We start from the raw sequence: 18,469 nt of genomic DNA, 5'->3' as shown, positions 1-18,469 counted from the left end.
CGTGAAGATGGCGCCCCCGGCAGATAAAACCAGGCTCGAAAAAAAGGATAATCAGGCAGTCTCGATCTTCGAGTCGGCCTCAAGCCCGAGCTCCTCGATCGCCATCTTCTGCATCTTGAACTTCTGGATCTTCCCGGTGACCGACATCGGGAACTCGGTGACGAACTTGTAGTATTTCGGGATCTTGTAGCGGGCGATCTGGCCGGTGCAGAACGAGATGATCTCATCGGGCGTCACCGTCATGCCGGGCTTTGTGGCGACCCACGCCATCAACTCTTCGCCGTAGCGCTCGTCAGGGACGCCGATCACGTAGGCGTCGGAGATCTTGGGGTGGTGGTGGAGGAACTCCTCGATCTCGCGCGGGTAGATGTTCTCGCCGCCGCGGATCACCATCTCCTTGAGGCGGCCTGACATCTTCACGTAGCCCTCCTCGTCCATGACGCCGAGGTCCCCGGTATAAAGCCAGCCGTTGGCGTCGAGCGTCGCACGGGTGGCCGAGGGGTTGTTGTAGTAGCACTTCATCGACATGTAGCCGCGGGCGCAGATCTCCCCGACCTCGCCGCGCGGTAGGATCCGCTTGGTATTCGGGTCGATGATCTTGATCTCGGTGTGCGGAAACGCCCGTCCGACCGTCCCGACCCGCTTTTCCAGGGGGTCGTCCACGGTGGTCATCGTCACGCCCGGCGAGAGTTCGGTCTGGCCGTAGACGATGACGATGTCGCGCATGTTCATCAGGACGTTGACCTTCTTCATCACCTCGATCGGGCAGGGCGATCCGGCCATGATCCCGGTGCGCAGGGTCGAATAATCGTATTTGCCGAAGTTCGGGTGCGAGAGTTCGGCGATGAACATCGTCGGCACGCCGTGCACGGCGGTGCACCGCTCGTTCTGGAGCGCCTGGAGCACGGCCTCGGCGTCGAAGACCGGGCAGGGGATCACCATCGTGGTGCCGTGGGTGACCGAGGCCATGTTCGAGAGGACCATACCGAAGCAGTGGTAGAAGGGCACCGGGATGCAGAGACGGTCCTTCTCGGTAAAGCCCATCCCCTCGCCGATGAAGTAGCCGTTGTTCATGACGCCGTGGTGGGTGAGGACGACGCCTTTCGGGTAACCGGTGGTGCCGCTCGTGTACTGGATGTTGATGGCGTCGTCGAAGTTGAGCGACTCCTCGCGTTCCCTGAGTTCGTCCGGGCTGATGCCGGCGCCCTTTGCGATCAGTTCGTCCCAGGTGAACATGCCGTTGTACGGGATGTCGCCCATGAAGACGACGTTCTTGAGGAAGGGGAATTTCTCGGAGGAGATCCTGCCGGCGCGGGCGTCGATCGCCTCGGGGCAGGCCTCGTAGAACATCCCCACGTAGTCCGAGGTCTTGAACCGGCCCTGGAGGATCAGGGTCGAGACTTCGGCCTGCTTGAGGGCGTACTCGAATTCATAGACCCGGTAGGCCGGATTGATGTTCACCAGGATGGCGCCGATCTTTGCAGTGGCGAACTGCGTGAGCGTCCACTCGGCATAGTTCATCGCCCAGATGGCGACGCGGTCGCCGCGCTCCACGCCGAGGGCCATCAGACCCCGTGCAAGAGCGTCGGCCCTATCACGGAACTCCCTGTACGTCCAGCGGATGTTCTGGTGGACCGAGACCAGCGCCTCGTTGTCCGGGTATCTGGCGGCGATCCGGTTCAGCATATCGCCGATGGTCTCCCCCATCAGCGGTTTGACCGAGTGTCCGCATGCGTAACTGCCGGTGACCATATGATTCGAAGTACATGGGGAAGGGAGACCATATATGATTACTGTTCTGGAAACGTAATCATTAAATCAGGGAAAGCCGATTCTATAAGGTACGTAAGGGGTCGTGGCCTAGTCCGGAATGGCGACGGGCTCCAGCGGTCTTTGCGTGTGATGAACAATGGGTCTGCTGATGATGATGATGACCCGTTGGAGCACTGATGCGAGTCGTGCTCCCCGCGCATGTTCGGAGAGACCCGTCGATCGTGAGTTCAAATCTCACCGACCCCACGTTTCTGTACCATCGTCTGCTTTTGTCTGTCTGTTCTGCTGACCGTAAGGGCAAGATACCCCATTGCGCCCGGCCGGTTTGCCGCCATATCCACCTGTTGACTGCCAGGAGGGAGCGGTCGCCGGGACGAACTGCCAGGGGTGGAGCCGGAGGATTTTCCCCGCAAACCGACGGTTTTCCCGTGTCGCCAGCCGGGCGGGACCGGCGGCTCCCGTCACTTTATCTATCAGCCCGCCCCATCTTCATACAGCATTTGAAGGGATTGTCCATGTATCTGATAGGTGAAGCTCTCGTAGGAACCGGTGCCGAACTTGCGCACGTCGATCTCGTGATGGGCGACAAGGAAGGGCCGGTCGGGATGGCCTTTGCGAACAGCATCTCGCAGCTCTCCGCAGGCCACACCCCGCTCCTGGCCGTTGTCCGCCCCAACCTTCTCACCAAGCCCGCCACCCTCGTGATCCCGAAGGTGACGCTGAAGAAGGGCGAGCAGGTAAAGGAGATGTTCGGCCCGGTGCAGGCGGCGGTCGCAAAGGCGGTCGCCGACTCCGTGGAGGAAGGCGTGTTTGAGGGTATCGATATCGAGAATACCGTCATCCTCGCAAGCGTCTACCTCGCACCCGAAGCACAGAACTACAATATGATCTACCGCTACAACTACGGCGCCACCAAGCTCGCGATCCGCCGGGCCCTCCAGCAGTTCCCCGACGTCGAGACCCTGGTCTACGAGAAGGACCGCGCCGCCCACGCCGTGATGGGCTTCAAGGTCCAGCGGCTCTGGAACCCGCCGTACCTCCAGGTGGCGATGGACCTCGTGGACCTGAAGAGGGTCGAGCAGGTGCTCACCGCCGTACCGGAGAACGACCACGTCCTCTTCGAGGCCGGTACCCCCTTGATCAAGCAGTTCGGGCTCAACGTCCTCGCTGAGATCAGGCGCATCCGCCCGAACGCATTCATCATCGCCGACCTCAAGACCCTGGACACCGGTAACCTTGAGGCACGGATGGCCTCGGACGCCGGCGCCGACGCCGTCGTGATCTCGGGCCTCGCCCCGAAGGCGACGATCGAGAAGGCGATCGAAGAGACGAAGAAGACCGGCATCTACTCGGTCATCGACATGCTCAACGTGGACGACCCGGCGGCCCTGGTCGCCGCCCTGAAGGTGAAGCCCGATATCGTCGAGCTCCACCGCGCCATCGACGCCGAGGGCGACGAATACGCCTGGGGCAATATCCCGGCGATCAAGAAGGCCGCCGGCGGCAAACTCCTCGTCGCAACAGCCGGCGGGATCAGGCAGGACGTCGTTTCCAAGGCCGTCGCCTCGGGCGCCGACATCCTGGTCGTCGGCCGCGCGATCACCGCGAGCAAGGACATCCGCCACGCCGCCGAAGAGTTCATCGAGAAGCTGGACTCCGAAGAGATCGACCAGTTCCGCGTGATGACCGATTTCTAATCGGCCATTGCCGGGGTGCGCTCGCAAGAAAAAATACGGGGCGCAACCCGACCCTTTTTTTAAGAGTGTCATTTATCCGGTTCTTCGCCCTTTCACGATCGGGCAGGGCCTCCGTCTATGAAAAATGATGGGTGGGCGTGTTTATGTGTTGGCCTGTTTCCGCTCCAATAGCAGTTTTGCGGCGCACCGATCCCCCATCTGCTCCCGGAAACTGCCATACCCCAAAAAAGAGGGCTCTTCGCTACTGTGTGTGGGTAGCCCTGATATCTTCATTTGACTCCTCTCAGGTGACACGGGATAATGGGCTGACCTCACAAAGCAGGTCGCGATTGAGAAAGCGAGGAGTGTTTCCAGATTAAAAGGAGTTGATCCCTGTGCTGGTGCCTGGAGGCTGGCTTGCCCCGCTGATCTGCGATAGGGGGGATGGGCGTAATCCCTCAGGATCCCGTGTGTGCCTTCCCGGTCCAATCGTACGCGGGGGTCCGGGGGTGCAACCCCCGGCGTGCAGTGTGGGGAAGGCGGTTGATCGATAGGCACGTGTGAAAGCGTTACCCACATGAAACAGCGAAGAGCCAAAAAGAGAGAGGTGCCAGAAAGATCCGGCGGCAGATGAGAGGGACGGGCGGCCAGGCCGCCGCGCTGCGATTTCGACGCCCTCACGGGTCATGGGTCTCGCCGGGTCCGGGTTTGCCGACCTCCAGGCAGTCATCCGTCTCCTGGTACGGCACCTCCCGGATCGGCGGCGGCCGCACAGTCTTCATATCGGCATTTAACGTGTTGTTGAACCAGAGCTCCCGCTGCGGGAAGGGGATCTGGATGCCGTTCTTCTCAAGCTCCACCTTGATCTTCCAGAGCAGTGCTGTCCTGAGGTCCCACCAGAAGAGAGAGGGCGCCCAGACCTTGACGACGATATTTACGCTTGATTCATCGAGTTTATCGACATAGACCAATGGACCAGGGCTCTTTAAGGCATAGGGCTGCCTGTCGATCAGATTTTTTATCAGGGCGATCGCCTTTGCCGCATCGTCCTGATACCGGATCCCGACCGTGTACTCGAACCGGCGCGCCGGATGGGCGACAAGATTTGTGATATCGCTGGTGAACATCTTCGAGTTCGGGATCCTGACATAGATCCCGTCATAGGTCCGGACGATCGTCGACATGATCTGGATATTCTGGACGGTGCCGGTCAGGCTCTCGATGCTGACATTGTCCCCGATCTTGATCGGCCGCTCGAACATGAGAAAGAGCCCTGAAACCAGGTTCGAGACGATGTTCTGAGTGGCAAACGCAAGCGCCAGGGCGACGATCCCTCCGGCGACAAAGAGGCCGGAGAGGTCGAAGTGCAGATAGGGAAGGAGGAGGAGGATCGTGATCAGGTAGATGAGGTAGGTCGAAAGCGTCATCACGAAGTCGAGATCAGACTTGGGGAGCTTATCCCCGAAACTCCGTTTAAGGCGATTTCTAACAATACGGATGATAATAAATCCGCCCAGGACGATGAGAACAATCGAGATGATGTCAGTGGTCGTCGTCTCCCCGAAAAGAGAGATATTGTGGTAGTACTCGGCAACGGCATTGAAGACCACTCAGTGCACCCCCGCATCCATCGTAAAGGTGAGGGCGCTCTCGCTCAGCCCGATCGTGCGTGTATAGTAGAGCTCGATCGATTTACGCATTCCTTCCCGGATCGGAGAGCGGATACAGCAGGTCTCTGCAATCGTCGACTTGATGACCCTCATCTGTGCCTTTATCGAGACGAGGTTCCCATCATAGTATATTTTCATCCCGTAATTCTCCAGGACGACACGAGAGACCTCCACCCATCCTTTTGTCGTATTCACGATATCGAGTTCGACGACGCCCTCGCAGCAGGGATCAGGTGCTGGCAGTGCAAGAGACAAAGGACTCCAGTGATACCGGGTGATCACGCCGGTGTCAGTCGGGCCATAGAGGGAATACTTCGGCTGGGCGCGTGAAAAGATGTCAATGCACCGGAACGCCGCCTTCTTCGAGATAAATACCCCGATCTCGATGGGGAAGGTGAGATAGATCCGGCGGGTCGCCCCGGGTTCGATGATGATCGACTCGAACCTGATCTCAAGGAACCGTGTCACCTCGTCAGGGAGGTTGAGAGGCTCCACCGGGTTGATGATCACCCGCCCGCCATCCGAGGCGATGATCCGCTCCATCGTCGAATCACCCAGCGTTCGGGAATAACGGACGACATCGCCATCTCTTGAAAAACAGATCTTTAAATCGCCTTTCTCGATGCAAAGATCATAGCCGTAGCGACCGTACACAGGAAAGATCTGGTATCCTTCAGTCAATAAATCTTGTCTCATTTCGGGATTTTTTCAGAGAAATAAAAATGAATTGGCCTTCGATCCGGATCAGGTCATGCGAGGATCTCCGGGGGGGGAGAGGTGCGGCGATTCGCCCCCCCATCCGAAACTCCCATCATCTCCCAGACACAGACACTCCTGCAGGAGAGACCATGCCAGAAGACCGGATCAGATACTTCGACCACTCGGCCACGACCCCCACCCACCCCGACGTCGTGGCGGCGATGCTCCCGTACTTCACCGAGCATTTCGGCAATCCCTCCTCGCTCTACGGCATCGCCGAAGAGTCGAGGGAGGCGATCGCGCGAGCGCGTTCACAGGTCGCCGCGGCGATCGGCGCAACCCCCGAGGAGATATTCTTCACCGCCGGCGGGACCGAGTCAGACAACTGGGCGATCAAGGGGATCGCCCATGCGCACCGCGACCGGGGCGACCACATCATCACGACGGCGATCGAGCACCACGCCGTCCTCCACACCTGCGCCTTTTTAGAAGAGCAGGGCTTCTCGGTCACCTACCTCCCGGTCGACCGGGAGGGGCGGGTCGATCCGGCGGCCGTCCGGGATGCGATCACCGACCACACCATTCTGGTCACGGTGATGACCGCCAACAACGAGGTCGGGACCGTCCAGCCGATCCGCGAGATCGGCGCCATAGCCCGCGAGCATGGCATCCCCTTCCACACCGACGCCGTCCAGGCGATCGGCAACCTCGAACTCGACGTCGATGAGGACAACATCGACCTCCTCTCCCTCTCGGGCCACAAGTTCTACGGCCCCAAGGGCATCGGCGCCCTCTACATCAAGAACGGAACAAAAATCGCAAACCTCATCCACGGCGGCGGGCAGGAGCGGGGCCGGCGCGCCGGCACCGAGAACCTCCCCGGCGTCGTCGGCCTCGGGGCGGCGATCGAACGGGCGTGCACCGACATCCCGGCCCACGCGGCGCGGCTTGCCGGGCTGCGCGACCGCCTCCTCGCCGGCATCATGGAGGGGATCCCTGACGTCACCCTCAACGGCCACCCGACCGAACGGCTCCCGGGAAACATCAATCTCTCCTTCGGCGGCATCGACGGCGAGGCCCTGCTCACCCTCCTCGCCATGAAGGGCATCTGCGCCTCCACCGGCAGCGCCTGCTCCTCGGGGTCTGATGCGCCCTCGCACGTCCTCCTCGCCATCGGCACATCCCCGCAGCGCGCCCGCGCCTCCCTGCGCCTCACGCTCGGCGACCTCACCGCAGACGAGGACGTCGACTACCTCCTCGCCCTCCTCCCCGGCGCCGTCGAAAAACTCAGGAGGCTCTCGGGCGCCGGGGCCTGATCGAGAAAGGTTTAGACAAGAGGCGCCCAAGGGAGATCAGCATGCAATTCACAGAGAAAGTCATGGACCACTTCGAGAACCCGAGAAACGTCGGGGTGCTGGAAGACGCCAACGCCGTCGCCGAGGTCGGGAGCAAGGAGTGCGGGGACACCACCACCCTGTACCTGAAGATCCGGGACAACCGGATCGTGGACGTGCGGTTCAGGACCCTCGGCTGCGCCGCCGCCATCGCCTCATCGAGCATGGCGACCGAGTTGATCAAGGGAAAGACCCTCGAAGAGGCATGGGCGCTCACCAACACCGACGTCGTCGAGGCGCTCGGCGGCCTCCCGGAGCCGAAGATCCACTGCTCGGTCCTGGCCGAAGGGGCGATCAGGGAAGCGATCAACAATTACCGGCGTTCGCAGGGGCTTGACCCCTGGTAACGCCCAAAAATCTTTTTTCCCAGAATAAAAAGGATTTTAGACCTCGACGCTCTCGCCCGGCGCCAGGAGGATCACGCGTATATCGGCGGTCAGTTCGAGCGCCTCTTTAAAAGCAGAGAGGTCCTGCTTGATCGCCGGCCAGGTGTTGTAGTGCATCGGGATCACGGTCCCGGCCCCGACAAACTCCGCCGCCATCATCGCCTCGGCCGGCCCCATCGTAAAGCGCCCCCCCACCGGCAGGATGGCGACGTCGGGATGGTAGAGCGCCCCGATCAGTTTCATGTCGGAGAAAAGCGCCGTGTCGCCGGCATGGTAGACGGCAATGCCGTCCATCCTGATCACATACCCAGCGGCCACGCCCCCATAATACCCGCCGCCCGCACACTCCAGCCAGGAGGAGTGGAGGGCCGGCGTCATCGTGAACGAAACCCCGGCGACCTCGATCGTCCCGCCGATGTTCATCGGCTCAGCCGGAACGCCGCGTGCAGCCAGGTACTTTGCAATCTCGTTCACTGCCACGGTGGGCTTCTGGAAGCGCACCGCCTCGCCGAGATGATCGGCATGGGCGTGGGTGACCGCCACGATATCGGGGTCCGCCTCGATCCCGCCCTCAGGCACAAAGGGATCGATCAGCACGGTCCTGCTGCCCTCGAGGAGAAAACATGCATGTCCAAGCCATCGGATCTTCATGCCAACCCATTCTTCACGCAGGGTTAAAAAAGGGGGGTGTGCACCCGAAGGGATCAGGTGACGTCGATCATCTCGGCCTCGGTATTGTCGATCGCCTCCGAGAGCCCATCGTTTACAAGACCGCGCGTCATCTGCTCGGTGAGGTCGCGGTCCTCGAGCACGTCCTTGATCCGCTCGAGATAGGGGTCGAGCGTGGCGTCCTCGTCCATTGCGATCACATGGCGATATTCACGCAGAGAGGACGAGCTGATCCCCAGGATCTGCGAGACGTCGTTCATCGTCTTCCCGGAGTCGATCAGATCAGAGAGTTCACGCCGTTCAAAGGGCATGTCAAAATCTGAATCGCGGAAGAGTTTGATGCGTACTCTCGCCCGCGCCACCGTCTTGGCCAGTTTCTCATTGCCGAGTTCACGGGCGATCTCGGTGTCATTTTTTCCTTCGTTGAAGGATATGACAAGGGTGGCAAGCTGGCGGGGCGAGAGCTTCGTCTGGAAGAAACCCTGATCGAGGATCTCGCGCATAATGAGAGCGACTTCCCGTTCGACCGCGTCCCGGTCCCTGAGACTCCCATGGATCTTCTTCATCGGCTCGACAATCTCGGTCTTGCTCGTGAGATCCTGGAAGAGTGCGAGGAGTTCCTTCTTTCTCTTGTCTGCAGGCATGACATTACCAGGTAGTGTTTCAGATCTTCTGTAATTCGTCTGAGCCCTGTCTCCTTGTTTGATCATTCCCCCTCCATCGTCAAATATCTTCTGCCGGTCACCCACTCCTCATTGATGTCCATCAGGATGGATCCTGCCAGCCTGAGGAGTGACTCTTCATTGGGAAAGGCCCCTACAACTTTGGTTCTCCGTTTCAGTTCCTTGTTGACTCTTTCCATCATGTTCGTCGTTCGGATCCGCTTTGCGTGCTCTTTCGGGAACGCCGTGTAACTCATAAGTCCCGGGATGAATCTCTCGATCGTATTGGCCGCTTTCCGATATCCTCGTTCGTTCAGATCGTCTGCAAGCTCCTGCAGTCTCTCCTCGTCCCCATATGCCTCCTTCAAGGACTCAGCAACTTCTTTCTGATGTTTCCGTGGAATATTCTTTAAAACCGCCCGGGTGCAATGGACCGAGCACATCTGCCACGATGCGCCGAGGAAGGTGGCTTCCGCCGCCTTCTGGATCCCGGCATGACCATCTGAGACAACCATCTTGACACCCACCAATCCTCGTTCTTTGAGGTCTTCGAACAATCCCGACCAGAACATCTCATTCTCGCAATCAGTGATTCTGGCTCCCAGGATTTCGCGGTAGCCATCCATTCGAACACCGGCGATCACCAGAAGAGCTTTGGTGATGTAGCGTGGTCCCTCTCTGACTTTGTAGTACGAAGCATCCACAAAGAGATAGGGAATCTCCTGTTCAATAGGCCTCTGAAGGAATGCATGGACCTGTTCATCGAGGTCCTTTGCTATCCTGGATACTGAAGCAGGAGAGAGTTGTTCGATGCCAAAATGAGCAACAATCTCCTGGATCCGGCGGGTTGAGACTCCCTGAAGGTAGGATTCAAAGATAGCATTCTCAAGAGCCTTCTCAACCCGGGAATAGCGTCCAAATACCTGTGTTTCGAAGGGAAATTCTCGGAACTGCGGTTTCTGGAGGATCGTTTCTCCATATCGGGTTTTCAGAGATCGCTTCTTGTAGCCGTTTCGGTGAGCCTTCCGCGCATCGGTTCGTTCATACTGCTCGGCTCCCGCCTGGTGGAGGGCTTCGAGCAGCATCACCTGGTTGAGGAACCAGGTGATGAGGGTCTTCATGCCATTCTCATTATCGGAAAGATAATCTTCGATTAACGCTAAGGGATCCATGGCCCTGTTTCTCCTTTCTGCAAATCTAGGTTGGATTCAGGGCCAAATTATTTTTACAGAAGATTCGTTACACTGTCCATTACCACACTAGGTCTGAAATACAATACGCCTTATTATATTTAAAAATTCTCAATATGGCCTGGACACAAGGGGCGAGGGCATTTTCCATCTTCACGCACAATATAATTATATGACGGAAAAAGAATTTTAAAACAAAAAAGAAACTTTTAATAATCTGAAATAGATTTCATTGAATTTCCGGTGAGGGGAGGCAAGAAGAGAATGAACTGCAGGGCAGATCCGGGAAATTGTCGCCCTGAGCAATCATATCGAAGGCACAATACACCCATTTGTATATAATTATTTGCATAATAAATATCGTCGTCCCTCGATCCGTTGCACCCTGCACCAACCACTCCCCGACGTCCGAAGAGAACACGCGGCCTTTTTGCAAAAAAGTCGCCTTTTTAATCTTCAAGTTAAAATAGAATACAGGAATTGATCGCTGTGAGTGACACGTACGATAAAGTCATAGAACTTGCAAAGCGTCGCGGTTTTGTGTGGCCTTCAGCCGAGGTCTATGGCGCTGTTGCAGGGTTCATCGACTACGGCCCCCTCGGGGCGATGATGAAACGGCGGGTCGAAGAGATCTGGCGGCACTACTATGTCATCAGAGAGGGTTACTACGAGATCGAGTGTCCGACCGTTGGAACAGAGTCCATCTATATCGCATCAGGGCATGTGAAAGGGTTTGCCGACAAAATGTGCGAGTGCCCCCACTGCCATGAATATTTCAGGGCCGACCACCTGGCCGAGGCCTGCGGGATCGCGAGCGCCTCCCATCTCACCAGAGAGGAACTTGCGGCGGCGATTGAGGAGGTGGCATGCCCCGGGTGCGGCGAGGTCTTCGGCAAGACCGAGGTCTTCGACTTCAACCTGATGTTCCAGACCACGATCGGCCCGGGCTCACAGCGGAAAGGATATCTCCGCCCTGAGACCGCACAGGGTATCTTCACCGACTTCTCCCGTCTCTCCCGCTTCTACCGGATGAAATTGCCCTTCGGGGCCGTCCAGATCGGCAAGTCCTACAGAAACGAGATCTCGCCCAGGCAGGGGATGATCCGCCTGCGTGAGTTCACCCAGGCCGAGGCCGAGATCTTCGTCAACCCGGAGAGCAAGCGCCACCCGAACTTCGGGCGCTATGCCGACTACGCGGTCGACCTCTGGGGGATCGAGCAGCAGCAGCAGAACACCGAACCGGTCAGGAAGACGATGCGCGAGGCCGTGGACGAGAGGATCATCGCAAACGAATATATCGCCTATTACCTTGCCCTCACCCACGACCTCCTCACCTCCATCGGGATCGACAGAAACCGCCTGCGGTTCAGGCAGCACCTCCCTGACGAGCGGGCGCACTACGCCATCGACTGCTGGGACGCCGAGGTCAGGTCTGAGCGCTTCGGCTGGGTCGAGACCGTCGGCATCGCCGATCGGACCGATTACGACCTCCGCGCCCATTCCGGCGAGAGCGGCGACACCATGACCGTCTTCGTCCCCTTCGACGAGGCGAGAACCGAGAAGAGAAAGAGGATCGTCGCCGACATGGGCGTGCTCGGCCCGAAGTACCGGGGGAAGGCGAAGAAGATCGCCGACGCCCTGGCCGAGGCCTCGCCAGGCCCGGACGGCGCCGAGGTCACCGTCGACGGCGAGACGTTCTTCATCCCCGGAGACCTCTACACCGTCCACGAGGAAGAGGTGGAGGTCAGGGGTGCCGACGTGATGCCCCACGTGATCGAACCCTCATACGGGATTGACCGGATGATCTACGGCGTCCTCGAACACTCCTATGACGAGGAGATCGTGGAGGGCGAGGAGCGGCGGGTGCTCCGCCTCCCCGCCTGCATCGCCCCGGTGCAGGTCGCCGTCTTCCCGCTCGTGAACAAGGACGGCCTCGAAGAGATCGCACGGACGATCACCTCAGATCTGCAGGACGCCCGGATACTTGCCGACTACGACGACAACGGCGCAATCGGCCGCCGGTACCGGCGGCAGGACGAGGTCGGAACGCCGTTCGCCGTGACCGTCGACTACGAAACGAAGGAGAAGGGCACGGTCACCCTCAGGGACCGGGACTCCATGGAGCAGGTGCGCATCCCTGCAGGCGATCTCGTTGCAACCATCGGGTCGCTCATCAGGTGCCGCACCGCCTTTGCAGACCTGAAACAATGAGCCACATCAGCCACCCCCTCATCAGGGCAGAGAGCCTTGATGAGCGGCGGTACCAGCTCGCGATCGCCCTGCAGGCGCTCGACCGCCACACCATGGTGGTCCTCCCCACCGGCCTCGGCAAGACCGCCGTCGCCCTGATCACGGCGGCGTCAAGGCTGTACCGCGAGGGGGGGCGGCTGCTCGTCCTCGCCCCCACCAAACCCCTGGTCGAGCAGCACCTCCGCTATTTTTCCGAACGCCTCGCCCTCCCCGAGGAGGGGACGTGCGCCATCTTCACCGGCGACACCGGCCCGGACGAGAGAAAGGCCCTCTGGGACCGGGCGACGGCGATCTTCGCCACGCCGCAGGTGATCAAAAACGACCTGATCGCCGGGCGCTACACCCTCTCCGACGTCACCCTGATGGTGGTGGACGAGTGCCACCGGGCCGTCGGCAACTACGCCTACGTCTTTCTCGCCCGACGCTACCTCCAGACCGCAGAAAAACCCCTGCTCCTTGCGATGACCGCATCGCCGGGCGGGGACCACGGCAAGGTGGAGGAGGTGATGGCGAATCTCGGGATCGAGGGGGTCGAGACAAGGACCGAGTCAGACCCGGACGTCGTACCGTACGTCCATGAGCGCGAGGTCGAGCACCGTCAGGTGGACCTCCCCGAAGAACTTGCCGCGGCCGTCGGCGACATCAACATCCTCATCGACTCCCGGCTTGCGGCACTGAAACGGGCCGGGTTCTTCGCGCCTGACCGGAGCAAACTCTCGATGAAGGCGCTCAACCAGATCAACGCCGAGATCCAGGGGCGGATCGCACAGCGGGACACCGCCGCCTTTACGGCGGCGTCGATCTATGCCGAACTGATGAAACTCCGCCACGCCGTCTCCCTCGCCGAATCGCAGGGGAGCCGCGTGCTCTCCGGCTACCTCGAAAAACTCTCAAAGGAAGGGCAATCAGCGACCGGGACAAAGGCAAGCCAGCGGCTTGCAGGCGACCCGGTCTTCCAGCGCCTCTGCCAGCGATCGGTGTCCTGGCAGGGCGAACTCCACCCAAAGGTCGGCCTCACCGTCGCGCTGGTGAAAGAGCAGGTGGCGCTCCACCCGGAAAGCCGGACGATCGTCTTTGCGACCTTCAGGGACACCGTCGCTCTCCTTGTCGAGGCCCTGCGCGAGGCCGGGATCGGCGCCGAACGCTTTGTGGGCCAGGCGTCGCGGGACGCCGAGAAAGGGCTCTCGCAGAAGAAGCAGATCGACGTCCTCCGCCGGTTCAGGGAGGGCGAGTTCCCGGTGATCGTCGCCACCTCGGTCGGGGAGGAGGGGCTCGACGTCCCGTCCACCGATCTTGTCGTCTTCTATGAGGCGGTACCCTCGGAGATCAGGAGCATCCAGCGCAAAGGGAGGACAGGGCGGAGCGGCACCGGCCGGATCGTCGTTTTCACCACAAAAGGCACCGCCGACGAGGTCTACCGCTACGTGAGCCAGCAGCGCGAACGCTCGATGCAGAAAGGGATCAGGGCGCTCGGGGGCGGCGGCACAGGAAAGGGGCAGACAAACTTCGGGTCCTTTGTGGCGGCGGCGCCCGAAGGCCCGTCGATCACGGTCGACGACCGGGAGACCGCCTCGCGCGTTGCCGAGGTGCTCTCCGACCTCGGACTGCACATCGCCCTCACCCGCCTCGAGGTCGGCGACTACGCCATCGGGGACCGCATCGTTGTCGAACGTAAGACCGTGCAGGACTTCGCCGACACCCTGGTCGACCGCGACCTCCTCGGGCAGGTGCGGGCCCTCGCCGCCGCGGCGCCGCGGCCGGTGATGATCGTGGAGGGCGAGGGCGACCTCTACGCCGCGCGGGACATCCACCCCAACGCCATCAGGGGGGCCCTCGCCGCGATCACGGTGGACATGGGCGTCGCCGTGATCCGGACCAAGAATGCGGAAGAGACTGCAGAGATGCTCGCCGTCCTCTGTCGGCGCGAGGAAGGCGAACCTGGCGACCGCAGGGTGCAGACGAAGAAGACCTATACGACCGGAAAGGAGCAGCTGGAGAACATCGTCGCCTCGTTCCCCGAGATCGGCCTGAAAGGGGCACGGGCCCTCCTCGAACATTTCGGATCGGTGAAGGCCGTCGTCGAGGCGGAGAAGGACGACCTCACCGCGGTAAAAGGTGTGGGGAAAAAAACGGCTGAGTCTATCTGGGAAACGGCACGCCGCCCCTACGGCTGACGCAGCAGCCTGAGCGCCTCGGCGCCTGCACGAACGGCCTCCATCAGGGTGAGGCACCGCCGCTCGTCCCCTTCCTCAGCCACACGCGCGCAGAGCGAGACGATCGCCGCCTCGATACCGGCACCGGCCTCGCCGACAGGGGCGGCCGGCAGGAGAGGAAGTTCCGGAGCCGGGGCCTCTGGAGGAGCGCGCTTCTCGCCTCGCCCCTGTTCGGCACAGACAACGCAGAGCGTTTCGCCCTTGATCTCAAAGAGGGGCGAACCGCAGACCTTACACTCCTTTGCGAGCATTTTCTCACCCTTCAGAAGGTGGTCAGCCATGATATCCTCGGGTTTTCTCTCGGTCAATGCCGTCACCTGCCGGTCAGACAAATCAATCTATATAAGAATGGCAGGGACATAGTATAAAGGGTGATTATGAATGGCCACTCCACAGGAAACAATAAACGTATGCATCCAGATGCTCCAGCATATATCCGACGATAACACGATTCCCCGCAACATCCGCAGAGTTGCTGACCAGACGAAGTCTCTTCTCACAAACGAACAGAAAAGCATCGGTCTGCGCGCCGCCGAAGCGATCTCCACCATCGACGAGATCAGCAACGATCCCAACATGCCGGTTCATGCCCGCACCCGCATCTGGGAACTGGTCTCGCAGCTCGAGAGCATACCTCTCGATTAACCGGATCTTTTTTCCGAGATACCATCTTTTTACGGCAGGACGGTGCAGACGACCGTCCGCTCGCGCCGCGGCCTGACATCGAGTTCGAGGAGGACGACCTGCTGCCAGGTCCCGATGACCGGGGAGCCGTCGCGCACCGGCACGCTCAGCGCCGGTCCGACAAGCGATGCCCGAACATGCGACCGCCCGTTGCCGTCTCCCCACCGACGGTCGTGGGCATAGACCGCATCCTTCGGGGCGAACCGTTCGAGCGCCTCGCGCAGGTCGTCGAGGACGCCGTCCTCGTACTCGATCGTCGTCAGGGCCGCCGTCGACCCGACGACAAAGAGGCTGCACACTCCCCCATCAATCCCACTGTTACCGACGCACCGCCGCACCGCCGGAGTAATGTCGACGATGTCCCCCTCGCCGCCGGTACTAACGATGATCTCTTCCTGGTAGACCATGCGACATCATCGGCGGACAGGTAAAAAAGGGTGACGGCAGGGGAAGGGGCACCGCAGGTGACGTCCTGTCACTCCCCGCCGCCCGTCGTCCGCTCCTCTCCAAGGATCCGGCGCTCGGCCGCCCGCAGGATCATCCCGATCATCCCGGGATAGGAGATGCCGGCGATCCCCGCCATCTTCGCCAGGTGACCGTCCCAGCACCAGCCCGGATTGGGGTTCACTTCAAGCAGCTTCGGCTCTCCGGCGGCGCTCAGGCGCCAGTCAAACCTGCAGTAGTCCTTGCAGCCGAGCCTGACCGCAAGGCGGGTGCTCCACTCGACAATCGCCTTCTCGGTCTCCTCAGGAAGATCAGCCTTCACCGAGGTGATCTTCCAGTACGGCGACTCGGGCAGCCATTTCGCCTCATAGCCGCAGATGCGCGGAAGCCCCGCGGGCAGGGCCGAATAGTCCTCCTCGATGATCGGGAGCACCGTATAGGACTCGGGCGGATTGCCGACGATCCCGACCGAAAGGTCGGGGCCGGTGAGGTACTCCTCGATCAGCACGGGGCGATCAAACCCGTAATAATCCCTGAACCCGGCGATCGCCGCCGAGAGGTCCTCCACCGTCCATGCCACACTCCGCTCGGTGATCCCGAAACTCGAGTCCCCGGCATTCGGTTTGACGATTGCCGGCAGCCTGAACGGGAGGTCGCAGATCGTCTCCCCGCCCCGCAGGAACACCGCTTCAGGGACCGGGATGCGCATCTCCCTGGCCGCACCCCGCACAAGAGACTTGTCATAGCAGGCGGCCAGGCACTGGGGCCCGGCGCCGGTGTACGGGATGCCGAACATCTCGAGGAGCGCCGGGACGTGCAGCTCCATCCGCGGGTCGTTGAAATACCCCTCGTCGCAGAGGTTGAAGACATAGTCCACCGACCCCCGCAGTTTTCCGAGGTCAGCGGGCAGGGTGTCGTGGGTGTCCAGGAACCTGAACCGGTAACCCTTCAGTTCGCCGAGCGCCGCCTTCAACTGGTTGAGGGTGAAGAAGTCGTCCTCGTCGAAGACGCAGTCGGGTTTGATCTCGTCGCGCTGCCTGGGATCGCCAAAGACCACGGCCACCTGCTTAAGACCGGCTTTCGCCCCGGGGGCGGCCGGCGACCAGGCCTTGGCGATCGCGGCGGTGACGATGATCCGCCGTTCCATCATCCCGAGGTCCTGCCCCCGCCCGGACTCGGTGGCGATCTCCCCGTGGACCTGCACCCCGGAAAAACCGGCCGCACGAAGAAGGGCGACGATCTCATCGCGGGTGTACAGCCGTTCGGCATAGAACTGGTCGGCGATCACCCCATGGTCGGAGCGGGTGATCACCTCGCGCGAGATGAGGCGCGTGCCGTCCGAGGAGAGGGAGCGCTCCCGGCAGACAAAGTGCTTTTTGTCGATCCACTCCCAGGAACGTTTCTGAAAGTTTTCCTTCAGCCATCCCCCGTCTGCAATGTCGAGAAGGACGCGCCCACCCGGTGTGAGCACCCGCGCAACCCCTTCGAGCACCCGACGATCGTCCTCGCCGCTCTCGAAGTAGCCAAAACTGTTCCCGAGGAGGAGGATCACGTCAAAGGAGTCCGGCCTGTACGGAAGTTTCCGCGCATCGCCCTCCCTGAACCTGACGTTCAACCCATCCTGCCTGGACGCCGCCCTCGCCTTCTGCACAAGATAATGGGAGCGGTCGAGACCCTCGGCGCGATAGCCCCGGCGTGCGAGTTCCAGGGTGTGCCGCCCCTGCCCGCAGCAGAGGTCGAGCACACGGTCGTCTGCCTTCAGGCCGAGCGCCCTGCAAAAGAGGTCGGTTTCCCGCCCTGTCAGGAGGGCGTCCCCGACCACATCCCCGTCAGTCTTGAGATAGAGGTGGTTGAAGATCCCGCGCCACCATTCGGGCCGCACATGGGCCTCCAGATTTTCAACCGGTCCAAGGGAACATCCCTGCACCCGCTTTTTTTCCTTATCAACCGAGCCGTTCAATTTGCCTTTGTTCATTCCGGCAGCACTCCGCCTTGACCTGATAGAGAAACGCGACGATTATCTCCCGATTCCAGATTGCCAGGAGGTCCGCCGGATTTCATTGCCATCTGCTATCGGTGGTGGGGCAACCGATATAGGACTTTGCCGGCAGGGGCGGGAGGCGCAGAAGATGCCCGGCATTGCCGCGAGATACGCCACCGCCGGAGAGGTGGAGCGCCGAAAAAAAGGAGCGATCTGTTCAGGGGGCGCTCTTGCCGCCGGTTGCAGGCGGCGTGAATACGCGCGTCGCCAGTTCGCGGTCCAGCATGAAGAGGGCGTTTGTCTCCTCCCTGATCATCTTCAGCCTCTCGATGATCCCGGTATCGTTCGCCTCCTCTTCCACCTGCTCGTTCACATACCACTGCAGGAAGTTGTAGGTGGCATAATCCTTCTCTTTCTGGGCGAGTTCGACCAGGTCGTGGATCATCGCCGTCACCTTCTGCTCGTGGGCATAGGTGGCCTCGAAGACCGCAAGCGGGGACTCCCATTCGGACGGCGGGGCCTCGATCGCCTGCATGATCAGGCGTCCGCCCCGGGCGACGACATAATCGTAGAACTTCAGGGCATGGAACTGCTCCTCCTGCATCTGCACCCGCATCCAGTTCGCAAATCCCGGCAGGTTCCGGTTCGAAAACCATGCCGACATCGAGAGGTAGAGATAGGCCGAGTAGAGCTCCCGGTTGATCTGGCGGTTCAGCGCCTCAAGCATTGTCTGGCGGATCATGATATCACGATTCCCGCATGGGCCCATGCCATATAA

Annotated in this window: 16 protein-coding genes and 1 tRNA gene; 7 read left to right on the top strand and 10 right to left on the bottom strand. The window is 60.6% G+C overall.

The window, feature by feature from the left end; genetic code table 11:
- Positions 1–51: 51 nt before the first annotated feature.
- A complete protein-coding gene (locus HWN36_RS10405; protein WP_176789267.1) occupies positions 52–1,752 on the bottom strand; it encodes an AMP-binding protein in 1,701 nt (566 codons plus the stop codon).
- A 97-nt stretch (positions 1,753–1,849) separates the two neighbouring features.
- On the opposite strand from HWN36_RS10405, the gene HWN36_RS10400 reads away from it, so the two are divergent.
- Positions 1,850–2,019, top strand: a tRNA-Trp gene (locus HWN36_RS10400).
- Positions 2,020–2,288: 269 nt separating this feature from the next.
- On the top strand, positions 2,289–3,470 hold the full coding sequence (locus tag HWN36_RS10395) for a bifunctional 5,6,7,8-tetrahydromethanopterin hydro-lyase/3-hexulose-6-phosphate synthase (protein WP_176789266.1): 1,182 nt from the start codon (positions 2,289–2,291) through the stop codon (positions 3,468–3,470).
- A gap of 656 nt (positions 3,471–4,126) precedes the next feature.
- On the opposite strand, the gene HWN36_RS10390 is transcribed toward HWN36_RS10395, so the two are convergent.
- Together HWN36_RS10390 and HWN36_RS10385 are read right to left on the bottom strand one after the other, a co-directional pair.
- Complete coding sequence (locus HWN36_RS10390; protein WP_176789265.1) at positions 4,127–5,059, bottom strand: mechanosensitive ion channel domain-containing protein; 933 nt, start codon at positions 5,057–5,059, stop codon at positions 4,127–4,129.
- A complete protein-coding gene (locus HWN36_RS10385; protein WP_218133224.1) occupies positions 5,060–5,773 on the bottom strand; it encodes a DUF432 domain-containing protein in 714 nt (237 codons plus the stop codon). It lies immediately after the preceding gene.
- 194 nt (positions 5,774–5,967) lie between these two features.
- On the opposite strand from HWN36_RS10385, the gene nifS reads away from it, so the two are divergent.
- Together nifS and HWN36_RS10375 are read left to right on the top strand one after the other, a co-directional pair.
- Entirely contained in the window at positions 5,968–7,134 is a 1,167-nt protein-coding gene (nifS, locus tag HWN36_RS10380; protein ID WP_176789263.1) for a cysteine desulfurase NifS, read from the top strand.
- Between the two features lie 41 nt (positions 7,135–7,175).
- A complete protein-coding gene (locus HWN36_RS10375; protein WP_176789262.1) occupies positions 7,176–7,559 on the top strand; it encodes an iron-sulfur cluster assembly scaffold protein in 384 nt (127 codons plus the stop codon).
- A gap of 36 nt (positions 7,560–7,595) precedes the next feature.
- Here the strand turns inward: HWN36_RS10375 and HWN36_RS10370 are convergent, their stop codons facing one another.
- The 3 genes from HWN36_RS10370 to HWN36_RS10360 all read right to left on the bottom strand — a co-directional run bounded on the left by HWN36_RS10370 (position 7,596) and on the right by HWN36_RS10360 (position 10,101).
- Positions 7,596–8,249, bottom strand: coding sequence for a metal-dependent hydrolase (locus HWN36_RS10370; RefSeq protein ID WP_176789261.1), 654 nt, complete (start codon positions 8,247–8,249; stop codon positions 7,596–7,598).
- A gap of 53 nt (positions 8,250–8,302) precedes the next feature.
- Positions 8,303–8,911, bottom strand: a complete 609-nt coding sequence (locus HWN36_RS10365) for a response regulator receiver protein (protein WP_176789260.1) — start codon at positions 8,909–8,911, stop codon at positions 8,303–8,305.
- 62 nt (positions 8,912–8,973) lie between these two features.
- Positions 8,974–10,101: an IS256 family transposase gene (locus HWN36_RS10360; RefSeq protein WP_176787296.1), complete on the bottom strand. Its 1,128-nt coding sequence runs from the start codon at positions 10,099–10,101 to the stop codon at positions 8,974–8,976.
- Positions 10,102–10,608: 507 nt separating this feature from the next.
- On the opposite strand from HWN36_RS10360, the gene glyS reads away from it, so the two are divergent.
- Both glyS and HWN36_RS10350 read left to right on the top strand, forming a co-directional pair.
- The gene (glyS, locus tag HWN36_RS10355; protein WP_176789259.1) at positions 10,609–12,330 is read left to right on the top strand and encodes a glycine--tRNA ligase; all 1,722 of its coding nucleotides are present in this window, start codon (positions 10,609–10,611) and stop codon (positions 12,328–12,330) included.
- Positions 12,327–14,543 carry a DEAD/DEAH box helicase gene (locus HWN36_RS10350; protein ID WP_176789258.1) on the top strand — a complete coding sequence of 739 codons (2,217 nt, stop codon included), beginning with the start codon at positions 12,327–12,329 and terminating at the stop codon, positions 14,541–14,543. Before glyS ends, HWN36_RS10350 begins: the two co-directional genes overlap by 4 nt.
- Here the strand turns inward: HWN36_RS10350 and HWN36_RS10345 are convergent.
- Positions 14,534–14,899, bottom strand: a complete 366-nt coding sequence (locus HWN36_RS10345) for an Sjogren's syndrome/scleroderma autoantigen 1 family protein (RefSeq protein ID WP_343044972.1) — start codon at positions 14,897–14,899, stop codon at positions 14,534–14,536. The genes HWN36_RS10350 and HWN36_RS10345 overlap by 10 nt on opposite strands.
- Before the next feature lie 64 nt (positions 14,900–14,963).
- Here HWN36_RS10345 and HWN36_RS10340 point away from each other — a divergent pair, with 64 nt between their 5' ends.
- Positions 14,964–15,227: a UPF0147 family protein gene (locus HWN36_RS10340; RefSeq protein ID WP_004039501.1), complete on the top strand. Its 264-nt coding sequence runs from the start codon at positions 14,964–14,966 to the stop codon at positions 15,225–15,227.
- A gap of 29 nt (positions 15,228–15,256) precedes the next feature.
- On the opposite strand, the gene HWN36_RS10335 is transcribed toward HWN36_RS10340, so the two are convergent.
- The 3 genes from HWN36_RS10335 to HWN36_RS10325 form a co-directional block, all read right to left on the bottom strand.
- A complete protein-coding gene (locus tag HWN36_RS10335; RefSeq protein ID WP_176789257.1) occupies positions 15,257–15,673 on the bottom strand; it encodes a secondary thiamine-phosphate synthase enzyme YjbQ in 417 nt (138 codons plus the stop codon).
- A 68-nt stretch (positions 15,674–15,741) separates the two neighbouring features.
- Positions 15,742–17,685, bottom strand: coding sequence for a methyltransferase domain-containing protein (locus HWN36_RS10330; RefSeq protein ID WP_176789256.1), 1,944 nt, complete (start codon positions 17,683–17,685; stop codon positions 15,742–15,744).
- 223 nt (positions 17,686–17,908) lie between these two features.
- Positions 17,909–18,433 carry a ferritin gene (locus HWN36_RS10325; RefSeq protein WP_176789255.1) on the bottom strand — a complete coding sequence of 175 codons (525 nt, stop codon included), beginning with the start codon at positions 18,431–18,433 and terminating at the stop codon, positions 17,909–17,911.
- Positions 18,434–18,469: the final 36 nt, after the last annotated feature.

This window comes from Methanofollis tationis, assembly GCF_013377755.1.
In the GTDB taxonomy this organism is placed as follows: Archaea; Halobacteriota; Methanomicrobia; order Methanomicrobiales; family Methanofollaceae; genus Methanofollis; species Methanofollis tationis.
Note: the sequence above shows the minus strand (reverse complement) of the source record. Positions and strands in the feature narration are given on the sequence as shown.

Coding starts and splice junctions, on each gene's coding strand:
- HWN36_RS10405 (WP_176789267.1), bottom strand. CDS start 1,752: ATGGTCACCGGCAGTTACGCATGCGGACACTCGGTCAAACCGCTGATG.
- HWN36_RS10395 (WP_176789266.1), top strand. CDS start 2,289: ATGTATCTGATAGGTGAAGCTCTCGTAGGAACCGGTGCCGAACTTGCG.
- nifS (WP_176789263.1), top strand. CDS start 5,968: ATGCCAGAAGACCGGATCAGATACTTCGACCACTCGGCCACGACCCCC.
- HWN36_RS10375 (WP_176789262.1), top strand. CDS start 7,176: ATGCAATTCACAGAGAAAGTCATGGACCACTTCGAGAACCCGAGAAAC.
- HWN36_RS10370 (WP_176789261.1), bottom strand. CDS start 8,249: ATGAAGATCCGATGGCTTGGACATGCATGTTTTCTCCTCGAGGGCAGC.
- HWN36_RS10365 (WP_176789260.1), bottom strand. CDS start 8,911: ATGCCTGCAGACAAGAGAAAGAAGGAACTCCTCGCACTCTTCCAGGAT.
- HWN36_RS10360 (WP_176787296.1), bottom strand. CDS start 10,101: ATGGATCCCTTAGCGTTAATCGAAGATTATCTTTCCGATAATGAGAAT.
- HWN36_RS10350 (WP_176789258.1), top strand. CDS start 12,327: ATGAGCCACATCAGCCACCCCCTCATCAGGGCAGAGAGCCTTGATGAG.
- HWN36_RS10340 (WP_004039501.1), top strand. CDS start 14,964: ATGGCCACTCCACAGGAAACAATAAACGTATGCATCCAGATGCTCCAG.
- HWN36_RS10335 (WP_176789257.1), bottom strand. CDS start 15,673: ATGGTCTACCAGGAAGAGATCATCGTTAGTACCGGCGGCGAGGGGGAC.
- HWN36_RS10330 (WP_176789256.1), bottom strand. CDS start 17,685: ATGAACAAAGGCAAATTGAACGGCTCGGTTGATAAGGAAAAAAAGCGG.
- HWN36_RS10325 (WP_176789255.1), bottom strand. CDS start 18,433: ATGATCCGCCAGACAATGCTTGAGGCGCTGAACCGCCAGATCAACCGG.